A 22479-nucleotide genomic window follows, 5' to 3' on the forward strand; every position below is an offset into this window, starting at 1 on the left:
TAAAATAAATCGATAGGCTCATTTTTCCATTTGCAATACGCCTCAATCGTGACCATGACATCCTAGTTAATCCACACAGTTAAAATGATCCAGTTCATGTTGAAGGAGAGGCTTTTCTGAGGCTGGTTTAAAAAGTATCGTTTAATGGAATGCCAGCCCTATTTTCTGCGCACACTCTTTAGATGGATTGTGATACCATCACTTAACATTTATTAGTCCAAATAAAAAACACATGATGCTCACTAAACTTCTAAAAGGGTGTTTCTTAATTTTATTACTCATTTCAACCACACTTTTTGCTCGTGGCGATAATGTCCAAAAACAAATAAAAGCGCTTTGCGTTGATAGATATCGAGCGCCGGGTGACTTTCTTAAATTTACAGATAAATTAATGAAATTAGGTGTTGTTAGACAAGCTTATGATGTCACTAATGATGAACTTGCTTTTTATTCTAAAGACTCTATGCTGTACCATTTGCCCGCAGCAGAAATCGATAAGTCCATAGATAAAAATTCGTTTACCTTCGGTGAATCTTTAGACTTAGACATACTCAAAAATGCTTTGGATAAGTTCGATCACCACAAAATATCGGTTGTAAAATTTCATAAGGAAATTGCTCGAGCTGGAATTGTATATGTGAGTGTCTATTTAAAACAAAGACAGATCTATTATTTAGGTCAAGATGGAAAATATTTTCTTGAGCGATATTAATTTAACCCTGGTTTGGAGTCACCTTACATCATGCAAAATCGCACACTGAACTATCCAATCTTAAAATGTCAGCCTTAGGATTAGGATTAGGATTAGGATTAGGAGGCATAGGGCAAATGGATGCAGTTAACAACAAACTACATTAAATGTTCAACCATTTCAGAGATCATATTCACTTCATTTGAATTGTAAGACAATGTCTTATATAATTTATATAAGATATATTCTTACATTATAGAGGTTGCTATGACTCGCACAATGACTGTTGATTTGGGTAATGAACTTCGTCATTACGTGGAATCACTGGTAGAATCAGGGAATTATAGAAGTAATAGCGAAGTATTGAGAGAATCGTTGCGTTTACTTCGTGAAAAACAAGCTGAATCAAAGCTGGAGCAATTGCGCCATCTTATAGATGAAAGTGAAACTAGCGGCGATCCTCTCGTATGGGATGCTCATGATTTTCTTAAGCGAATGAAGAAAAAATCCCATGCCAAATAAAACATATCGCCTTTATCCAAAAGCAATAGAGGATCTTGAGTCAATTTATTTATATAGTACACACGAGTTTGGCATCAAAAGAACAGAGGACTATATTTTGGCGCTCGAATCAAGCTTTCAGCATCTTGCAGATGATCCATTAATTTCTCGAAAGTGTGATTATATTCGTCCAGATTTACGCGCATTTAATGTTGGCTCTCATATTATTTTTTTTAAAACTACCGATTATGGCATCGCTATTATTCGGGTTTTGCATCAATCTATGGATTTTAATAGACACCTATAATTGAATAATAATTACTCAAATCAATCTTATCTACCTCAAATCTACATATTTAAAAGAGATATTTTATTCAGGATATAAAAGACTATATAAAAATCTTATCCATCCCAAACCTATGACTCTTTTCGGGTTATTGCAGCGGTAGGTACTAGGTTGTTTTCATTTAAAATACCAACTTGCCCTGGAGCGCGGACTAAGTGTGGATCATTCTACAATCAATCGCTGGGTAATCCAATACGCTCCTCAGCTGGAAGAAGTTTTTCGCAAACGATGCAAGTGTCCTGTTGGTGTTTTATGGCGTATGGACGAGACCTATATAAAGGTTAAGGGGCAGTGGGTGTATCTGTATCGTGCAGTTGATAAGGAAGGCAATGCCATTGGTTTCATGCTGTCAAAAAAGAGTGCTGAACCAGCAGCACGGGCCTTTTTCAGTAAGGCGATTGGTTCGAACAGTCTTCCAGAGAAGGTGACCATGGATAAAAGTGGTGCCAATAAAGCAGGTATTGATACCATTAATCTGCAGCTGGCGCTGCTTTTTATAATGGGTGGGTTGTTCTTTCAGATTCATTTGAGACAGGTCAAATACCTCAATAACATCGTGGAACAGGACCATCGGTTCATCAAGAAAATTATAAAACCTATGAAAGGGTTTAAAGCCTTTCATTCAGCTGAAGCTACGCTGGCGGCTGGCATTGAGCTCCATCATATGCTCCGAAAAGGACAGCATCTGAAGGCAGAAAATCAGTCCATATTTAATCAGTTTTATGGACTCGCAGCCTAAACTCGTCCAGCGTTTCTTCATCCTGCATTTGAAAAAATTTTCGCAACAGAGCCACTCAAAAGTTAACTTGACGATACCACATGAAAATCTCAAAAAAATAGTAACAAATAAATAATAGCTCTTTAATAATACTTTCAAAGCAACCATAATGTAATTTTCATCTACAAGGGTTCTTGCCATGGCATACCTTTCCTTTATTACAACCCCTCTAACACAACTTTATAATGGAACTATAGGAATCTTAAGCGGAGCTTTAACAAAATCATTTAATTTTGGCAGATCTTATATTTTTGGCGATCTTCCGGAAATGGCTTGACATGCGTTTAATAGAGACTGGATATTAGACGAATGTTATCCGCGCATGAAAGCAACTCCTAATGGCATAGGACAGCTTGTTATTGGTCCTTATGCAATAAAAAGCTTTCAAATTACCACTTTAGTAATGGGACCAGTTCCTGCGATTGCCAGTTATGGTGAAGATCCTGTAGATACTCAAGCCCGCGAACCTTTTTTAGTAATGAAAGCGGCGATTATAAAGGAAACTATTGTAAATTTATCTGCTGAGGAGGCTCTAAGTGAGCGCCAGAAGATAAAACAACATTTGGGTGTGACTGCCCGAGTCAGTGCTGAAACTTTAAAGTTTGCTAAAAATCAATTTGATAAGTGGCAATTATCAGTAGATTTTGAAACACAAATCAGTTGGATATGTACCAATATTATTGCTCGCTCCATATTTGGTCTAAATCCTGTGAAACTCGAAGCCATTCCAGTACTCAAAGCGATGAGTGAGATGATAGTACACAGTAAACCAGGAAAAGCTGATTTTGAGCAAGCAAGTGCTGATTTATTAACCTTATCAAAGCAAATTATTAATGCTTCCGCTGATAAAATAATTCAAGACCAATTATATCTTTATGATCAAATTGCAGATCAGAATCTAACCGATAAATCAAGTGCCGATCGCTTGAAGATACTACAAGAAACGCATGGCGGAGGTGCACTTATTGTAGAAAGCAACTTATCTGCTCTCTGCGCCATGGCTCTGGCAAAAATATTTGCAACAACATCCATTAGAGAACGTTTAATCCACGAATTAAATTGTGTAGATATAAGTGATTTTGAGCAATTAGATAAATTATCTTATTTAAATGCCCTCTACGCTGAAACTTTACGCTTTGTCTCACCTACTTCAGTGATTGCTCGTAGAGTGGGGCAAGATGCTGTTTTATCTAAAGTAACAGGTAATGATGGAGTAAAACGCAGTGTTCCTATCTTAAAAGGCACTTATTTGTTCAGTGCCATCAGACGTGAACATTTTGATCAAGAGTATTGGCCTAACCCTGAACAATTTAAACCTGAACGTTTTGAAACAACTCCGTCTCCGCGTTTTAGCGGCCCTCACTTTTTCCCCTTTGCAGCAGGACCTCGTTCTTGCCCTGCAGGAGGAATCTTCGTTAATGTGGCCTTTAAAACGTTAATTGCCTTTGTTGTAAAAAATTATACTCTGGCCTTAGACAAACCATTAGAAAATATCCCCATCAATACGTTGCATCCTAGATGGGAGAATCAATATTTTGTAACTGAACTTAATTTAAGACCTTCTGATCAATTCGAGGAGAATGTAACGTCACCCTTCAACATATAAGAAGATAGATCAGTTTGGCTCTGTTGCGAAAATTTTTTCAAATGCAGAATGAAGAAACGCTGGACGAGTTTAGGCTGCAAGTCCATAAAACTGATCAAATATGGACTGATTTTCTGCCTTCAGATGCTGTCCCCGCCGCCGATAATGTTGTGAGTAAATCTAAAGGTTGTTTCTCTACTGTAAATAATTTGGTTCCGCTAAGTAATCGGCTGAAAAAAAAAGCATGCCCTTCGATAATTTTGCTAAATGAACTAAGTTTAAAATAGCCTAAATCAATTAAATAAAGAGCTCCTTCTTGTATTGAGTTAAAATAATAATCAAAGCTCTGATCATTATCACAGCCGGAAGTAAGCGTCAGTTCCTTGATCTGACCTTCTAAGTAATCGAACATCAATTGTATTTTTAAAGCGGCAGATGACGCGGCTCCTCCACTCCCTTTAAAGAGCTTCTCAAGGGCGCTATGCAACAAAATACCTCTACACCAAAGTGTCCGGACTGACACGCGGTGAGTAAGGCCCTAATAAAAGTACTAGGTGCCAACTTTGAGCGACGTTGCTTATACTGAGTTTCTTTCCCTAGACGCTCTGCTTCTAAAGTAAAAAAATTAAAGATTTTTTGCGGAATATTTGATATGGTAGCCAACAGCATAGAGTCCCTTTTTTGTTTCCCGTCAGGAAAAAATTTAAAGGGTACTCTAGATTTTTTTAATATTAAATCAATAAGTTAAACAACTTATTCATTCCTTAGCCTGACGGCTATGGGCCAAGGCCCAACCTACATTTTAAAGTGAATTTTTCTTAACTTAATGGCAGTGTCCCCAACCCTCTTCCCGCGAACAGGCATTGTATTCAAATTCCTTGTGCGGTAGAAAGAGTTGATTGAGGCAAGATGATTCTATAGTTTGTAATTCATTATTCCCTTACAACCTTCAATCCCTCTTCCTCATTTACAATGACTTGCTGTGGCTGATTACCATTTGTCTGATCTTTAATTAATATGAGGAATGGTATAAAAGCTAAAGCAAAGAATATGGATAATTGATACAGGCCAACCCAACCAATATTCAACTGAATACTTGCAGCTACAGGACCTGATACAATCCTTGGTAAAGTCGACAAAGCAACCAGAATTGAAAATTGCGTTCCGGTGAATTGCTTATTCACTAATCGCATGAATAAAGCAACCAAAGCAGTGGAGCCCATGCCTGCTGCAAAATTATCTGAAACCACAGCTACAGCTAATAAAATTGTATTTTTTCCAATCATGGCCAACGCCACAAAAAAAACATTGGTCACTGCTTGCAGTAGTCCAAAAAATAACAAAGAGCGATACAGAGAACAATGCAGTAATATGAACCCTGCTGTTAATCCTCCAAGCAGAATGGAACTTATTCCCATCATTTTATTTATATAACCGATAGTATCCAGAGAAAAACCCAATCCCTGAATTAAAAATGGCATTACAATTCCACTGGTTGTAGTGGTAAACGCTTCACCTAATTTATAGCAAAAAACAAACATCAAAAGATATATGATTTTAGGTCGACCAAAAAGCTCCTTAACCGGAGCAACAAAAGAAAACGCAAAATTGGATTTTTCCTGAATTTCAACTGAAGGCTCCTGACTAATTAGAGTCGCAGCCATACCGACTATCATTACAAAACCCATAAATCGATAAGTGAATGCCCAGCCAAAATGCCCGGCCATGACTAAAGCCAAACCACCAGAAAGTAACAAAGCGAGACGATATCCGAAAACAGCGAGAGAAGCACCCAGTGCATGTTCTGATTCAGGAAGGTACTCAGCTCGGTGCGCATCAATCGCAACATCCTGAGTCGCAGAAAAACAGGCTAATATCAAAGCAAGAAACGCTAAAAATTTAGGATGCTGCTCAGGAGTAAGCCAAGCCATAAGATTAAATCCAACCAGCAATAAAAACTGCATGGTCAGAATCCAACTGCGCCTTTTTCCCAGATTAAATAAAGAATAACGATCTAAAATAGGTCCCCAGAAAATTCGATAGGCATAAGGAAGACTTACCAGGCTTAAAGAACCGGTTACCAATACCGACATCCCACTGTAAGCATACCAGGCTTGTAAGGTACTGCTGATTAAAGACAAGGGAAGACCTGAAGAAAAACCTAAAATGAAAACGATAAAAAGACGTTTGTTCATTATTAAGATATCTCGAAGCGAAGTAAATAAGGAACAGAGTTCACCCTGAACAAATGAATTCAGGGTGAATTAACTATTGATTAAGATGCGGATTTTTTAACTGAAATCAAATGAATTTTAAAGATCAAAGTTTCATTTGGTCCAATTGGTCCACCAACACTACGTGGGCCATAAGCCAGCGATGCAGGAACATAAATTTCCCAGGTCGATCCAGCAGGCATTAATTGCAGGGCTTCAGTCCAACCAGGAATTACTTGTGAAACCTGGAATGTTGCTGGTTTGCCGGTTTTTTCAGTACTGTCAAAAACAGTGCCGTCAATCAATCGGCCGGTATATTCTACTGTTACAGTATCTGTTTTACCGGGTTTAGCACCTGTGCCAGCGTCTATAATTTTGTATTGCAAACCACTTGGCAATACTACAACACCAGTTTTGCTTTTATTTTCAGTTAAAAACGCTTCGCCTTTTGATTTGTTTTCTTCTGCTTTCTTATTAAATTCAGATGTACGTTTTGCCATTAAATCTTTTTGGAATTTATTAAGAACATCTTTCATTTGCTGTTCGGTCAAGATCAATTGAGCTCCACTCATACCGTCTTGCATACCTTTAGCTAATGCCTCTGGGTTTACATCAATACCTTGATTTTTGAAATTCTTTCCTAAATCAGCACCAATACTGTAAGACAATTTATCTTTGTCTGTTGGTAAGGATGTGGCATCGGTTGCCATTGCACTAGACATTGCCAGCCCCAAGACGGCCGCAGTGACCAATTTCATCTTCATAAACAATCCCCTTTTAGTCTTTCTTAAGTACATATCTTCCCTAATTGAATTAGAAAGATATAGAACATTGTAAAATAGCTCATCCATTCTGCCTAAATTCCCATAAAAATACCAGTCATAAACAATGAATTAATTACAAATAGACAAACAGATAATATCCTTCTAAACTTGGCACTAATTAGAGCAAGAGATAGAAACGATATGAACATTAGCGTATTCGATTTGTTTTCGATTGGAATTGGCCCTTCAAGTTCACATACGGTTGGCCCGATGTCTGCTGCCAATGCTTTTTTGTTGTTACTGGAAGAACGCGACCTTTTTGATAAAACGCAAAGAGTCAAAGTTGAATTATATGGCTCACTGGCTCTAACTGGTAAAGGTCATGGCACTGATAAAGCCATTCTGAACGGACTGGAAAATAAAGCACCGGAAACGGTTAAACCCGAGTCCATGATACCTCGCATGCATGAAATACTAAGCTCCCATACTCTTAATCTTGCAGGAAAGAAAAATATCCCATTTAACGAAGCTACTGACTTGTTATTTTTACAAAAAGAATTACTGCCCAAACACACCAACGGAATGAGATTTTCAGTTTTTGATGATCAGGGAACTGAATTATTCAGTCAGGTTTATTACTCTATTGGCGGTGGCTTTATCACTACCGAAGAAGAATTTGACCAACCCAGCGAAGATACCGACCCACCACCCTATCCCTTTTCTACAGCGGAACAGCTATTAAATTTATGTCAGTCCAATAATCTGACCATAGCTGAATTAATGATGGCTAATGAAAAAACCTGGCGCAGTACAGAAGAAATCCAACAGGGAATTTTAGCTATTGCCAAAGTAATGGATGATTGCATTACCAGTGGCTGTAATCATGATGGCATCTTACCTGGAGGTCTTAATTTAAAAAGACGAGCGCCAGATCTCTATAAAAAGCTCATGGATCAAAAAGGGGTCAAAAGCGTTTTCGAACAATCCGATATAATGAATCACTTAAATCTCTATGCGATGGCCGTTAACGAAGAAAATGCCGCTGGGGGACGCATAGTCACTGCGCCAACCAATGGCGCCGCAGGTATTATTCCAGCTGTCTTGAAATATTGTCAGCAAGCTCATGATAAGATGAGCAATGAAGATGTGTACGTATATTTCCTCACCGCAGCAGCCATAGGCATACTTTATAAAAAAGGCGCGTCAATTTCTGGAGCAGAGGTAGGATGTCAGGGCGAGGTCGGTGTGGCTTCATCAATGGCAGCTGCTGGCTTGACTGCTGTGTTAGGCGGTACAGTTGCCCAGGTAGAAAACGCAGCGGAAATTGCTATGGAACATCATTTGGGGATGACCTGTGATCCCGTGCTTGGTCTGGTTCAAATACCTTGCATTGAACGTAATGCCATGGGTTCAGTTAAGGCCGTAAATGCAACACGAATGGCCCTGATCGGTGACGGTCAGCATCAGATTTCATTGGATAAAGTGATTAAAACCATGAAACAAACTGGCATGGACATGCAAAGCATCTACAAAGAAACATCCATGGGTGGATTAGCGGTTAATCTGCCTGAGTGTTAAATCTCCACTCATTGAAAATATCATCAACATGCTGCGACAACACAAAGGAACTTAACCGCCTGTGTTGTCACTTCTCATACGCTCGTTTTCAAATCATTCGAATTAATGACCAATAATCCTTAACGTCATTAACAGGACACAAGCCACTTATTCCAAATACTTCGGACGAATAATAAAAACAACACCATCATCCATAATCCAGCCAATACTGAGATAAAACCAATCAATGGATTATCACTGATCCATCCCGAGCATATTACTGAAAGCGTCGCTGTCACCATATTCAGAAAACTCATCATTGCCGCTCCACTGGCTTTATCAATAACCGAGTTTGATGCGATCAGGGAACCACCAGCAAATAACAATCCACTGAATAAATACATCGTTAACGTGCTGGTAAAAAACCAGACGACTGAATGATTTGGAGCATAAGAGATCAAATATAGTTGAGCCAATCCCAAAGCAGTACCTACCATTCCAATCAGAACTACTGTTCCAGCAGTAAACCGATGCAACATGGAACGAGCAATCAATCCACCAGCAAGCATTCCAGCCATATTAAACAGGTTCCAGTAACCATACTCAGCAGGGGTCAAATGAAATAAATCATTAGCAATTTGCGGACCCAGGGCAGAAAAACAATATCCGATTGCAGAACAAAGACCCACAGATATAGAGTAGATGACTAATGTAATTGATGATAACGATTCCAGGTACCCATTCAGGATCAATTTCCAGTTTAATTGTTGTGGAGTTTTCAAAGTTTCGCTGAACACTCTGGTCCCATAAAACATGATTATTCCATGACCGAGCAGCAGATAAAAACAGTATTTCCAATAACTGTATTCAGTAATAATCCCGCCTAGAATCACGGCTAAACCGATGCCTAAAGTAAAAGATAATATCGTATAGGCCATTGCTGTTTTTCTGTGTTCAGCAGGAAGCCATTCATTAATGAGCATAAAAGTACAAGACAATCCGCTGGCCGCCCCCAATGCGCTAATCCAACGACCGATAAGCAATAATAGGAATGAATGATGATTTATACCCAAAAGGCAGGTAATAATACCTAAAATATTAATTACCAGTCCGGTGCGTAATGCACTAATGCGTCCAAAGCGATTTGCCAAGGGACCATAAATTAATTGACCGATGACATAGCCCACCAAAAAAGCGGATACCATCCATTCCACCTGCCCTTGCTGTAAGCCAAATTGTTGCTGAATGTCAGGCAGTGCCGGTGTAATTATTGTCGCAGAAAAGGAAGCGATTGAAATATAACTTAATAACCAGACCATATGAAAATAAACCATTTTATCTCTCCAGAAAAAGCATAGTAATGCCTCTAAATAAAGAGTTTAATAATTAAATATAATTTAATAAATATAATAAATGATTAACATATATTAACTTTTAGTTAATTATGAAGGATAAAAATAAATTTAAGTGCATAAATAAAGTTGAAGCACGGGTAACAGCCATCTGAAATGGTGATCTCCGTTACTTCCCTGCTCGGCTAAACCAGGTGACGGTTATCAACTGACTTTAAGTATTAGTACTTAGGCTTTGATTACCTTTAAATACGGTGATTACAGCTCAACAGAATAGTGTATTATTGCGCAAAAATGCTCAACTCATGTTAAGGATAAAATCATGTGTCAGTTTTTTATAGCCCTTGTTATTTTTACAATGACCATTTCAGCATCTTCTGCACCCGTCTTTGAAATTATCCCTCTTGGAGTCTATGGTGGATTAACCGATGGAAATTTATCAGCCTATTTATTAAAGAGCATCGAGAGCGAACACTACACAGCCCTTGATGGGGGTACTTTGGTCAATGGGCTTAAAATTGCAATAGAAAAACAATCCATACACAACAAAAGTGTTGGGGATTTGCTGCAAAAACATATTCCAACGTACCTCATTTCTCATGCACATCTTGATCATCTAATGGGTCTTGTTATGGCGCAACCCGAATTAAGGGAGCAACAAACCATTATGGCGCGCAATGAAACGATGCAAGCACTGCAAAATCATATTTTTAATTGGTCTGTTTGGGGCAATTTTGGAGATAAAGGAGAGATTCCACATTTAAATTATCAACAATACCAATCAATACCCTTACTTGAATGGATTTCGATTCCAAATACTGATCTGCAGGTAAAAACGTTCCCTTTAAGCCATAGTGGAATGGCATCTAGTGCTTTCTTAATACGATATAAAAACGAATACCTCCTATATTTTGGCGATACTGGCCCTGATAGTATTGAACAATCGTCCAATATGAAGAATATCTGGAAAGAAATTGCACCACTCGTTAGAAAAAAACAGCTTCATGCCATCATGCTCGAGTGTTCTTTTTTAAACTCACAACCCAATGACAAATTATTTGGTCATTTAAAACCAAGCTTGTTTATGTCAGAACTGCGCCAATTAGCATCAATGGTTGATCCTTTAGACTTTAGAAGTTCATTACGTGGACTGTCAGTCATAGTGACTCACATTAAACCCAAATCTGATGACATTGCACCTTCCAAGGAAGATACAGCACATCAGATCCTGCATGAATTATCACAGGAAAATGACCTGGGTGTGAATTTAATTAAACCCGAACAAGGTATGTTGCTGAATGTGTAATAAACGAAATTTTTGACAGCCCCAAGGCCATTGATTCTATTTTGTTCAACAGTGTTGGTCTTGCATATCAGTGGTTGTTACAAGCAAAACAACATGAGTGCACCGCATATTAAATTATCGATTCATCGATATCGACCAGGCCTCTTCTGGATTGTTTGTAAAAAATAAATCACTTACCGCATAGCCTATAACTGCAGCGAGTTGATCATTTATATAAAGCAATGGAACATTCTGTCTTAACCAGGGGGGAATACCCCAATCCTGGAATAATTTTTTCAATCGTTTCGTCTGATCATGCCAAACGAACAGCTCCCCGCCTGTTCTGAATTGAATATGGATTTTTTCACCTTTGGAAACTCGTATACCTTCCTCTGTTTTTTGAGCAACCAGAAAGGAGCCTGTTTCCCCCAACTGTACAGGTTGAGGAAATTGACTCCACTCAATGCGTTGAGCTAATTTAATTTCATTGACTGGCACAATATAAAGAGAGTCATTATAACGACGGATCTGTACTTCATCCCAGCGAATCAATGGCATAGCATCTGCACTTGCAAACACTGCTTCATGGATTAACCGCTGAAAAGTAGCAGCAGAAGGCAATTGCACTTGATTTTGTTTCAGCCAAACACGTAACACATTAGAAATCCGTTCAATGCTTAAAGATTTTAATGACTCAACACACAAGACTGATGATTGGGATAATAATTGGGGACTATCCATGAACGCAAGCTCATCAAGGTTAGTTCGTGCCTGTTGGCAATGATTAGCTGCTCTGGCAATATTACCCACTACGCCTGGCCATTTGGCAATTAATGCGGGCATTATCTCTTGTCTAATGTAATTACGAGAAAAATGTACGTCCTGATTGCTTTCATCTTCTATCCATGTTAAATCATGCTGATCGGCATAATGCTCCAGTTGTTGACGAGTGCAGGTTAATAATGGCCTTGCCAATCGCCCGGAACCGAAATTTCCTGATTCCATCATCGCGGCCAATCCGTCTACTCCTGCCCCTCGAAACAACTGTAAAAGGACTGTCTCGGCCTGATCATCCATGTGGTGACCCAGAAGCAAACAATCCTGATTGGTTAACAGGGAATTAAATACTGCATAGCGGGCATTTCTTGCTCCCTCTTCAATATTGGCAGAGCGATCGAATTCAACTGATTCAGATTTAAATGAAATACCGGAATGAGCACAAAAGGCCTCGCAGTGGCTTTGCCAGAATAAGGCATTTGGACTTATGCCATGGTTAATATGGACGGCCAGTAATTTATTACGTAATGAAGATTGAGAATAAAGCGCATGCAATAACACTGTAGAGTCCAGTCCACCACTAAACCCTACAATTAATTTCTTATACTGCTCCAGATGGGAAACCCACCTGGAGTTGAATAAAGCTTTAGTCACAAGCCCCCATAGCCATAAACTTTTGATACCTCATTTCAATCAGTTGTTCCAAGGGAATACCCTTCAATTTCTGGAGTTCGCTGATGAGTATCTTTTTTAATCTTTGGGTCATGTCTTCAACATTACGATGAGCGCCGCCTAAGGGTTCAGGTATCACCATATCAACCAATTTATTTTCATATATTCGTTCCGCAGTAATCCCCATAGCTCGAGCAGCCTCACTTGCCTTAGCTGCGTCTTTCCATAAAATGGACGCACACCCCTCTGGAGAAATTACAGAATAAATCCCAAATTGAAGCATTAATACCCTATCTCCCACACCTATAGCCAAAGCACCACCGGATCCAGCTTCGCCTGTTACAGTACAAATAATTGGTGTTTTCAGACGGGCCATGGCGAACAGATTACGGGCGATTGCCTCAGACTGATTTCGTTCCTCAGCACCTATTCCCGGATATGCTCCAGCTGTATCAATGAAAGTAAAGATTGGCATTTTAAATTTTTCAGCCATATTCATCAGACGCAAAGCTTTTCTGTATTCCTCAGGCCGAGCCATACCAAAATTTCGATAAACCTTTTCTTTGGTTCGCTTGCCTTTTTGATGACCCAATACCATTACAGGTTCATCATTCAATCGAGCTACTCCGCCGATAATGGCAGGAGCAGAAGAATAGCTGCGGTCACCGTGCAATTCCTGAAAATCCGTAAATATATGCTCAATATAATCTGTAGTCTGAGGTCTTAACGGATGTCGCGCCATTTGTGCGACTTGCCAAGGCTCCAGATTGGAAAAAACATTTGCCGTTAACTCAGAGCATTTCGCTTCAAGACGGGCAATTTCTTCACTTAAATTAACTTCATTATCACTACCAACCATGCGGAGTGCTTCAATTTTTTGATTCAACTCTTCAATTGGTTGCTCAAAATCCAAAAATTGTCGGCTCATTGATTACTCTTTGTTGAATTAAATATCATGGTATATGATACTCTTAACCGCTAATTGACGCCAGATTCAAAACACGTGATATGATAATTACAGGATTTACCCCATTAAATACGCAAAATTGCATCTTAAATGAGTCGCGTATCGACCTTTGGCAGTTCTCCCTGGAGCACGAGCTGCATGTCGCCGATCAATTATTGAATGCAGATGAGCGAGCCAGAGCCGACCGTTTCTACTTTAGCCGGCACAAAAGACGCTTTTCAACAGCCCGAGCCACCTTAAGAATCATTCTTTCCCGTTATCTCAATACAGCTCCGGAGCGGCTCGAATTTACTTATGGCCCACATGGGAAGCCAGCCGTTGTTAATTCCCAAAAACTTCAATTCAATATCAGTCACACAGGTGATCTGGCCTTGCTTGCTGTGGGCAAAGGTTATGCTATGGGCGTAGATATTGAAAAATATTCAGCACGCCCCTATCAGGGCATTGCTAAAAATTTATTTTCTGAACAGGAATATATTGAATTTAGAAAGGCTCCAGACTCAATGAAACCGGCATTGTTTTTCCATGTCTGGGCACAAAAGGAAGCATTTATAAAGGCCAGTGGTCTTGGACTTTCATACCCGACTAAAGAATTTCACGTCCCCACGACCATGCCAACGAAGCAACTAGTAGATGACCCCCTGCATAACCTGACCTGGCACTTACGTACGTTTATGCCTCAAGTGGCCTGCAGTGGCGCTCTATGCCACCATCCAACGATCAGGGAAATCCGCCATGGTTTGATCCAGCTTCATCAAAACGTCAGTTTGCAATTTTAAGCCTATGATCCAGTTTAATCCTACGCAGCGCACTCTGCTTCAAATACTTGGCGATGGCTCCTGTCATAGTGGCAATGAGCTGGGTTATGCTCTGGGCATCACTCGCTCTGCTATCTGGAAGCACATCAATCAGCTGATTGAATTGGGAATCCCAATTACCCGGATACCCCACCAAGGCTACCAATTAACAACACCAATCCAATTATTAGAAGAATTGGAAATTTCAAGTCATCTGAAACAACGAATGTTTACACAACCTTTCAAACTGCATTTATTTACATCAATTGATTCCACGAATCGTTTTCTGAAAGAACTACCAACGAGTTCCGTTCTGGATATTTGCTGTGCTGAAATACAAACCCAAGGGAGAGGACGTTTTGGCAGATCCTGGCATTCACCGTTTGGTGAAAATATTTACTGTTCCAGTCGCTGGAACCTGAGTTGTGATCTCAGCCGTCTTTCCGGATTAAGTCTGGTAAGCAGTTTAGCAATACTCCATTCATTAAAAGAATTTGTACCAACCGAACACATTAAAATCAAATGGCCCAATGACATACTCTGGGGTGATAAAAAAATTTGCGGGGTTTTAATTGAAATTATTGCTGAATCAAATGGAAATGCCCAGGTCATTATTGGTATTGGTCTGAATGTGAATACCGATACCCAAAAACATCCCCTTCCAGATAAACCCTGGGGTTCATTGTACACAATGGCTAATCAACACTTCAACCGCAATGAACTTATAGCCAGCCTAATATACTATTTACACAGTAAGATAAATCAGTTTTTAACCAGTGACCTCAATAGTTTTATGGATGAATGGAATCAATACGATTATCTCGCAGGAAAACACATCAACGTAACGCAATCCCTCCATTCTTTTTCAGGAATCGCTTGCGGGATCGACTCAATGGGTCAATTAATTTTACGCGACTCTCAAGGAGTTCAACACATTCTCTCATCAGGTGATACATCATTGAAAAATACCCGGGCCTGTTGACCATAGCTCCCGTTGCGTCCAGGTTCCGCTCTTTAATCGCGGAATCTGGAAATGGTCTCAATAAAAGCAGATTCATTCCAGTAATAACCTATAAATCTCGTGCACAAAGCCCCGGAAGCAGGGTAAATAGATGAAAGGTCAACTGATTCCATTTAACGCCAGATATTATATTGACATTTTTTCATTTTAAGTAAGAATCGGTGCAACACATCAAAAGGACTTCGTAACATGCCCAATTTTTATCCTGTATTATCCATGGATCTTTACATTCAGACAGCAGCCATGCTTGATGAATATCGAAGCCTGATGAACTCAGTTTTATTACGTAATCCTCGCTACGATGCAGTAACACAAATCATTGAAAAAATTAGAAGCCATAGTTATTCAAAATTCTCCGATTTGGTTCGTGATTTAGATCTTTTAATCACAGATGAAGTCCCAATTATTTTTCATTTCGACGATCTACTGCCTGGTCTAATTGAACAAATTAAAGAGATGCACAAAAAGATGCTGTTTGATGCCAGAAAATCTGGCTTCGATGTGCTCGAATTATATACAGAACCTCATTACACAGATGAACTGCTCGACAGAATCAATACCTTGCATCCTATTGATCAAATCCAGCTATTTAATGCAACTGGTTTATACTATTTTAGAAAATCGTTACTGATTGCAATAGCAACTGCTCAAGAATCTGAGTTCCCCCTTTCAAAGAAAGAACAACTCATTACTCATTTTGAAAAATTACTGGCATTTATGTGCAATCTGCTTGAGGTAACACAGTCAATAGACAATTCTCAGGTTCAAACTGCTCATCAAATCCTGCTCTATCGTCTGCTAACCAACAGCAACACATTAAGGCTAAGAAAGTTACCAGCTCTAACTGATGATAATTTATTAATTCACTCAATAGTTCAACTTAAGCAGATTCCTCCATCTCTATTGCGTCTGTGTGAGTTTCTGGGCTCTGATTTATCACTCCTCTTTTGGAATAACAAAGTCACATCCAGAGCTCGTTGGACAAATACATTTAGTATTCAAAGTGTCTTAGGCTACGCGCTTCAACATGCTCCCGACTCTATCGAAGAATTATTACACACCATGAGCCGCCTGGATTTAGAGGAACAAATTCTGCTGGTTCATTGCGCAGTCATGGGCTCGTACATTGAGAGAGTTTATAATTTCGATTTAAAAACATTATCAACACAAACTCCTCTCCACGATATTAATATCGATCATGCCGTGGTGCGTTTTATGGCACTACAACCGTTTTTGTCACCACTGGTCTGGACTCGAGTATTATTGCACCAAGCTGAAAAAAATAATTCAAACTTATTTCAATTAATAGTTAATGATTGTAAATTTTTTTCTGACATTATGAACTTAATCAAAGATCTTCCCCCTGAATATAAAGAACCGTTCCTGGTAAGGAAGATCAGTCATCATACTGGGTACACCTTATTGGAAAAGGTGATTATTTATAAATATGACCCTGACTTGGTCAAAATGGTACTGGATGCACAAGCAGATCTACCCACTCAAGTAAAAGCGAGAATATTTTCTCATGTTCCTAAAATGTCACCCAGAAATGTATTGATAGAGGCAGGGGCAGCTGACAGTATACACATGGCCAGAATTAGGGCAGAAATTGATTCATTACCCCCAGAAATAATAACTAAAATTTTAGATCAGGTTGATGTCACAGAAATCAACATGCTCATGCGAGCTGTCAGCTGGGATATAAAGTCCCTTGAATGGTATCTGGCCTATGTTGACCAAATGCCGCGTGAAAAACAAGTGTCTGTATTGCTGCATTCCAATGTTGGATGGGTGCAATCTATTTCCCAAAAAGATATACCTGAGCATTGGGGTGACACTGCATTACTGTTGGCATTAAATGAAATTAAACCCAAACAGTTAACAGCGTTATTTAATTTTATCTTCAAAGTCATTTATCTGGATGCAGAGCACACCATCCTCGACACCGATACGCTTTTAAAACTGCTGAAACGGACCAATTTTTCAGGTTTAAACGCACTGACGGAATCCTTATCACACCAACAGTCGCCGAACCCTGCTTTTCCTTGGGTGCTCAAACTTTTGCAATTAATTCCTGTTTCGATGCAAGGAGAATTACGCTCCATACTGTTACAAAATACCCAAACTGAGATGAATGCCTTGATGCTCGCGGTCGAGAATAATCATCTGGAAGCAATAGTGCCATTGTTATCACTAGCCAAAAACACTCAACCATCCAGTCTCGTGCCCTGGTTAGTTCAGGAAAACAATCAAGGTGAACATATTTTCATGATAGCCATCCAGCACAGTCCGAATACACTAGAAATCCTGCTAAAAGAATTACTTTCCCTGCCAGAGACAGAGCAATTTGCTCTTTTTGCCCGATTATTTGCAAGCACAAATAAAAGTGGATATAACGTGATGCATTTGGCAGCAATACATTGTCAAGAAGCAATACCTCTTCTTTTGCCAATCATCTCTTTACTGCCACCAACCACCCAGGCGGACATATTATGCAAAAAAATCATCATTAGTAATAAAGAATACAATCCCCTTCTGTTAGCTATAAAAAAATGTCAGAACCCCGATAGAGTAAAAGCTATTTATAACGCAATTTCCGATCTAGATAAGCTCATCCCCGATCTGTTAAAAGAAGTAAAAAAACCAGCCCAAGAGAAACCCTACATGCAATATTTTTTCCAAACCTGCCCCATTACAAATAAAAGCAGATCTGAGTCAACGCCTACAGTATTTTTAACTGGCGCTGCACTTAGTGGACCAAGCACCTAGTGCCAAATTTTGCTCTGGACTGATACCACCAATAACACTGTTTAACAGAGGTTATTAGGTTCCGTAAACAAAATTTAATTAGCGCACAAAAAAACATCATTTCGAATGTTAGCAAAACAATCCAGATCAATTCTACGCTAACTTGCAGTAATGGATTGCTTCACTTTGTTCGCAACGACACCTTATTTGCACTGTATTAAAAATTTGTTCACAGAACCTGGGAAGGTATTTTAAATAAAAGTTATTTTTATACTGTTATTTTATTAAATTATTTGAATATTTTGAGATTATTGAAGGAGGATTAGAAGTAGACTGAAGGTTCGTCCCGAGCCGTTTTAATTGCTCGGAACTGGATGAACTGCGAGGAAATCGATTTATACTTCTTGTTCAGAATCATCAGATTCTTTTTCTTGTTGTATACGTAAATAAATTTCTTCACGATGAACTGAAACATCTTTCGGTGCATTAATACCCAAACGAACCTGGTTACCCTTTACACCCAACACGGTAATGTTTACATCATCACCAATGATTAATGTTTCACCTATACGCCGAGTCAAAATTAACATGACTAAATCTCCCTAATGAGGCAGCCACCTACTTCTCCATAGAACGCTTCCATGGTGTTCTTGGCAGCCACATACTGACTAAAAATTAAACAACTTTTCTTACTCGGATTATATTGTACACTCTGATTATTAACGGAGTATTAAGGCCAAGATAAAATTTGTAAATAATTTCCACATTTAAACGCACAGTTCGAGTATCCTGGAAGATAGTGATACGAACTGCATCGTTCCTCTTTTTATTGCAATTGAACTGAAATTAATCAAAATAACCTGTATTGCTACACGATTTGGATCAGTAAATTCAACATCATATTATTAAAAAGGAACAGTAATTTACATGTAAATTTGCTCTAATTCCAGAGCTAAACAAATAAATTCTTAAAATTTTAGAAAAATTAAATAGGCAATCAAACAGGAAGGTTGCTCAAGCCATTCAGCAAATTTGCCGGTACAGCAAAATGCATATTTTTAGGCGGCGCCAGGTTTAAGCTATTCATAATAGCAACGTATTCCTCTCTGGAATGAACCTGCAACCTGGGATTATGCGCTTTTTCAATTTCTATGGTACTGAATTTTTTTCCGTTATAATCATGTCCAGGATATACTTTGGTTGTATCTGGTAACGTTAATAATTTATGAAACAAGCTCTCATATTGCATGCTGGCACTCCCTCCCTGAAAGTCAGTTCGGCCCGTTGCGTTAATTAGCAAAGTATCACCTGTAAAAACACTGTCATTCCAAACAAACGAATAGGAATCAGGAGTATGTCCAGGAGTATGCAAAGCCTTAATGATCAAATCGCCAAATGTTAATAACTCATCGTCATGAAATTGATAACTCAGAAATTGAACTTGTGTTTCAATACCCATCATAGTTTGACATTCAGTTAAATTACCTAAGTCACCAGATCCGGTAATGTGATCCGCATGTGTATGAGTATCTATAGAAGCAACTAAATCCAGACCCAATTGCCTAATCAAATGAAGGTATTCATCAACATGGGATTTTACCGGATCTATGATAATTCCATGCTTACTGTTAGGTGAACCGATGAGATAAGAGTAAGTCGATGAATCATGATCAAAAAGCTGGTGAAATAACATTCATGACTCCATGGCCGGAAATAGAATAAAATAATATCGATCAAATCAAGATTAAAACGCTTAAATCATTTTTAACTCAATATGTTACCTTCTATTATACTCAAAAAAAACTATTGTTGAACACACCATTTCAACATATACTCAATTCTATTTTTATATAAAAAAATCCCATGCTTTTTAATTCATACCAGTTCCTGTTTCTCTATCTTCCTATTGCTTTACTCGGTACCTACTTCCTAATCTATTTTTATAAACCCGCGGTAGTTCCATGGCTATTAACCTTTTCGCTCATTTTCTATGGTTGGTGGAATCCTAATTATCTGGTTTTATTATTAGCATCCATTGGTTTCAATTTTGTTATCGGTAAAGCAATTATTAATTGTAAACTTCAATTGTATAAAAAATTCTATTTAATTTTGGGTGTATTAGGAAACTTAAGTGCTCTTTTTTACTTTAAATACATGAATTTCTTTATTCAGAATATCAATTCACTCGCCCATACCGACTTTAACTTTTATAATATTATTCTTCCACTGGGAATATCATTCTTTACTTTCACTCAAATTGCTTTTTTAGTTGATGCTTACTATGAAAAAGTCAAACAATTTGGAATTTTTAATTACTCTCTGTTTGTTACTTATTTTCCTCATTTAATTGCCGGCCCTATCATTCATCATAAAGATGTCATGCCCCAATTTAATCAAATACTGAATACTAAAGAATTTCCACTGATGCGCTACTTTATGATCGGCCTAACGATTTTTAGCATCGGTTTGTTTAAAAAGGTTTGCCTGGCCGATACCCTGGCACCCAAAGTCAATTACATTTTTGATTTGCCTGGTAAAGGATACGATCTGTCCTTTCTTGACGCGTGGATGGGGGCTATTGGTTATACCTTACAGTTGTATTTTGATTTTTCCGGATATTCTGAAATGGCCATTGGTCTCAGTTTCATGATAGGAATAAAACTCCCCATTAATTTCTTCTCACCCTATAAAGCGGTGAATATTATTGACTTCTGGCGTCGTTGGCATATGAGCTTATCCCGTTTTTTCAGAGATTATTTGTATATTCCTCTTGGGGGCAGCAGAAAAGGAGCTTTTCGCAAATATCTCAATTTATTTATCGTGATGGTTATTGTGGGATTCTGGCATGGTGCAGGATGGACCTTTATTTTATGGGGTACTTATCATGGAACTTTACTTATCCTAAATCATGGCTGGCACGCGGTTAGAGACCAATGTTCAACCCGACTTAATTTAAGAATAACATCCGGTTTTATGAGAAAACTAATCAAGTTTATGTCTATAGCTGTGACCTTCTTTTGTGTCGTCATTGGCTGGGTTCTGTTCAGGGCAAATGACTTTGCCACCGCGCAAAATTTTTATCAAGGCATGTTTCATTACCATTATTACTACTACGGTTCTAGCGGACTTCTGACTCTTCTAAACTATATTTTCTTTGGCTTATTTCTTTTGGCAGGACTGATCATTTGCACTTTTTTACCTAATACCATTGAGCTAATGAATAGTGCCAATGCGATACTTGATTCGCAACAAGTGAGCAAAATGACTGCTGATAAATCAAGTGGGCTTCTTTGGACTTGGAAACCGAGCATGACTTATGGATTAATTATAGGTGCCGCACTGTATTTTTCATTAGCTACTATTTCGCAAACGCCCAGTTCATTTTTATATTTTAATTTTTAATAGAGACCATCACAATATGAAAGAAAAAAGCTTATATCTCTATTTCATAGCGATTATTACCGGGGTTCTGCTCACGCATGGTCTTTTCAGTTACATCATGGGATTGGCGACAAATAGTTTTTATAATAATACATTGATTAATGTACGTAATTTTGATGGTCACGAAGCAAAACCATTGTCAAGATCTTATCTGACACACTTTTTAAAATCTTCCCAAAAACCTGTCATGCTCATTATGGGATCCTCGTTCTCTTATGGAAACTCGCTATCTGCTCGAGATACATATTCCAATTATATAATAAAAACATTTCCCAATTATTTTGTCATGAATGCATCAGTAATTGGAGAAAGCGGACAATCCTATCTGGATAACCTCAGCTACCTTAAAGCAAAAAAAATATCTATAGATACTCTGATCATTGAAATAAATCTATTTAATTTTATTTCCACAAATTCTTATTTTATCAAGGACGAAGAATTTACATCTAAAGACCTTGCATACAATTCTTATTTTGATTTTTATTTCCTTCATCCTCACGGAATTCATAGTATTATCAACCTGGATCTTAACCGCCTGTACACACTGGAAAAAACTGAAGACAATAAATACAAACAAGTAGCACTTCCAGATGCGTATTCAGAACCTTATAATCAATTTAAAGATAAACTGCCTAATTACACTTCTTTTCTAAATTCATTATTCACTTCATCATCGTCAGTAGCTCAAAATGTTTATTTCTTTATATCACCCATCTATATTAACGGTGTCAAGCAAACTCAATTTAAAGTCAGTGATATTGAGAACGAACTCAATGATATCTATAAAATCTGTGAGCAATTTCCTAAAATTCATTGTTTAAATCCCGGTTTCGACTACTCTGAGAGTAATTTTATGAATCTCTCCCATTTTAATGAAGAGGGTCACCGTAATTTAGCAAAGTGGCTGGCAGAACAATTAAATAAAACCCAGGATCATCAACTGACCCGGGTAGATTTAAATGAGCCGGTCAGCTAAAATGCTCA

General features: G+C 38.4%; 19 protein-coding genes and 1 pseudogene. 12 read left to right on the forward strand and 8 right to left on the reverse strand.

Annotated elements, in window-relative coordinates:
• Positions 1 to 232: 232 nt before the first annotated feature.
• From ELY21_RS01405 to ELY21_RS01425, 5 genes and pseudogenes are all read left to right on the forward strand, one after another.
• Complete coding sequence (locus tag ELY21_RS01405) at positions 233 to 712, forward strand: DUF1398 family protein (protein WP_127106205.1); 480 nt, start codon at positions 233 to 235, stop codon at positions 710 to 712.
• A 246-nt stretch (positions 713 to 958) separates the two neighbouring features.
• A complete protein-coding gene (locus ELY21_RS01410) occupies positions 959 to 1213 on the forward strand; it encodes a type II toxin-antitoxin system ParD family antitoxin (protein ID WP_127106207.1) in 255 nt (84 codons plus the stop codon).
• Complete coding sequence (locus ELY21_RS01415) at positions 1203 to 1499, forward strand: type II toxin-antitoxin system RelE/ParE family toxin (protein ID WP_127106209.1); 297 nt, start codon at positions 1203 to 1205, stop codon at positions 1497 to 1499. The genes ELY21_RS01410 and ELY21_RS01415 overlap by 11 nt, the downstream gene beginning before the upstream one ends.
• 169 nt (positions 1500 to 1668) lie before the next feature.
• A pseudogene (locus ELY21_RS01420) lies at positions 1669 to 2277 on the forward strand (IS6 family transposase); the annotation flags it as partial.
• Between the two features lie 361 nt (positions 2278 to 2638).
• Complete coding sequence (locus ELY21_RS01425) at positions 2639 to 3922, forward strand: cytochrome P450 (protein ID WP_127106211.1); 1284 nt, start codon at positions 2639 to 2641, stop codon at positions 3920 to 3922.
• Positions 3923 to 4016: 94 nt separating this feature from the next.
• Here the strand turns inward: ELY21_RS01425 and ELY21_RS01430 are convergent, their stop codons facing one another.
• The 3 genes from ELY21_RS01430 to ELY21_RS01440 form a co-directional block, all read right to left on the reverse strand.
• Positions 4017 to 4388, reverse strand: coding sequence for a hypothetical protein (locus ELY21_RS01430; protein WP_158618490.1), 372 nt, complete (start codon positions 4386 to 4388; stop codon positions 4017 to 4019).
• Between the two features lie 445 nt (positions 4389 to 4833).
• The gene (locus tag ELY21_RS01435) at positions 4834 to 6096 is read right to left on the reverse strand and encodes an MFS transporter (RefSeq protein WP_127106215.1); all 1263 of its coding nucleotides are present in this window, start codon (positions 6094 to 6096) and stop codon (positions 4834 to 4836) included.
• Positions 6097 to 6176: 80 nt separating this feature from the next.
• A complete protein-coding gene (locus ELY21_RS01440; protein WP_028385090.1) occupies positions 6177 to 6878 on the reverse strand; it encodes an FKBP-type peptidyl-prolyl cis-trans isomerase in 702 nt (233 codons plus the stop codon).
• 201 nt (positions 6879 to 7079) lie between these two features.
• Here ELY21_RS01440 and ELY21_RS01445 point away from each other — a divergent pair, with 201 nt between their 5' ends.
• A complete protein-coding gene (locus tag ELY21_RS01445) occupies positions 7080 to 8456 on the forward strand; it encodes an L-serine ammonia-lyase (RefSeq protein ID WP_127106217.1) in 1377 nt (458 codons plus the stop codon).
• A 128-nt stretch (positions 8457 to 8584) separates the two neighbouring features.
• Here the strand turns inward: ELY21_RS01445 and ELY21_RS01450 are convergent, their stop codons facing one another.
• Positions 8585 to 9769 carry an MFS transporter gene (locus tag ELY21_RS01450; protein ID WP_127106219.1) on the reverse strand — a complete coding sequence of 395 codons (1185 nt, stop codon included), beginning with the start codon at positions 9767 to 9769 and terminating at the stop codon, positions 8585 to 8587.
• Between the two features lie 340 nt (positions 9770 to 10109).
• Between ELY21_RS01450 and ELY21_RS01455 the strand changes: the two genes are divergently transcribed.
• Positions 10110 to 11093: an MBL fold metallo-hydrolase gene (locus ELY21_RS01455; RefSeq protein WP_127106221.1), complete on the forward strand. Its 984-nt coding sequence runs from the start codon at positions 10110 to 10112 to the stop codon at positions 11091 to 11093.
• Between the two features lie 114 nt (positions 11094 to 11207).
• Here the strand turns inward: ELY21_RS01455 and tilS are convergent, their stop codons facing one another.
• Positions 11208 to 12503 carry a tRNA lysidine(34) synthetase TilS gene (gene tilS, locus ELY21_RS01460; RefSeq protein WP_127106222.1) on the reverse strand — a complete coding sequence of 432 codons (1296 nt, stop codon included), beginning with the start codon at positions 12501 to 12503 and terminating at the stop codon, positions 11208 to 11210.
• Positions 12496 to 13449, reverse strand: coding sequence for an acetyl-CoA carboxylase carboxyltransferase subunit alpha (locus tag ELY21_RS01465; protein ID WP_028385085.1), 954 nt, complete (start codon positions 13447 to 13449; stop codon positions 12496 to 12498). The genes tilS and ELY21_RS01465 overlap by 8 nt, the downstream gene beginning before the upstream one ends.
• Positions 13450 to 13529: 80 nt before the next feature.
• On the opposite strand from ELY21_RS01465, the gene ELY21_RS01470 reads away from it, so the two are divergent.
• The 3 genes from ELY21_RS01470 (at position 13530) to ELY21_RS01480 (ending at position 18075) form a co-directional block, all read left to right on the forward strand.
• The gene (locus ELY21_RS01470; RefSeq protein ID WP_127106224.1) at positions 13530 to 14267 is read left to right on the forward strand and encodes a 4'-phosphopantetheinyl transferase superfamily protein; all 738 of its coding nucleotides are present in this window, start codon (positions 13530 to 13532) and stop codon (positions 14265 to 14267) included.
• Positions 14268 to 14271: 4 nt separating this feature from the next.
• Positions 14272 to 15267: a biotin--[acetyl-CoA-carboxylase] ligase gene (locus ELY21_RS01475; RefSeq protein ID WP_127106226.1), complete on the forward strand. Its 996-nt coding sequence runs from the start codon at positions 14272 to 14274 to the stop codon at positions 15265 to 15267.
• A gap of 228 nt (positions 15268 to 15495) precedes the next feature.
• Positions 15496 to 18075 (forward strand): hypothetical protein, encoded by a 2580-nt coding sequence (locus tag ELY21_RS01480; protein ID WP_127106228.1) that lies wholly within the window; start codon positions 15496 to 15498, stop codon positions 18073 to 18075.
• Positions 18076 to 18449: 374 nt separating this feature from the next.
• Here the strand turns inward: ELY21_RS01480 and csrA are convergent, their stop codons facing one another.
• Complete coding sequence (gene csrA / locus ELY21_RS01485) at positions 18450 to 18644, reverse strand: carbon storage regulator CsrA (RefSeq protein ID WP_028385081.1); 195 nt, start codon at positions 18642 to 18644, stop codon at positions 18450 to 18452.
• 407 nt (positions 18645 to 19051) lie between these two features.
• The gene (locus ELY21_RS01490) at positions 19052 to 19747 is read right to left on the reverse strand and encodes an MBL fold metallo-hydrolase (RefSeq protein ID WP_127106230.1); all 696 of its coding nucleotides are present in this window, start codon (positions 19745 to 19747) and stop codon (positions 19052 to 19054) included.
• A gap of 170 nt (positions 19748 to 19917) precedes the next feature.
• Between ELY21_RS01490 and ELY21_RS01495 the strand changes: the two genes are divergently transcribed.
• The gene (locus tag ELY21_RS01495) at positions 19918 to 21456 is read left to right on the forward strand and encodes an MBOAT family protein (protein WP_127106232.1); all 1539 of its coding nucleotides are present in this window, start codon (positions 19918 to 19920) and stop codon (positions 21454 to 21456) included.
• Between the two features lie 16 nt (positions 21457 to 21472).
• Positions 21473 to 22471: a hypothetical protein gene (locus ELY21_RS01500; RefSeq protein ID WP_127106234.1), complete on the forward strand. Its 999-nt coding sequence runs from the start codon at positions 21473 to 21475 to the stop codon at positions 22469 to 22471.
• Positions 22472 to 22479 lie beyond the last annotated feature (8 nt).

The organism is Legionella sp. km535 (assembly GCF_003990085.1).
GTDB classification, from domain to species: domain Bacteria; phylum Pseudomonadota; class Gammaproteobacteria; order Legionellales; family Legionellaceae; genus Legionella; species Legionella moravica.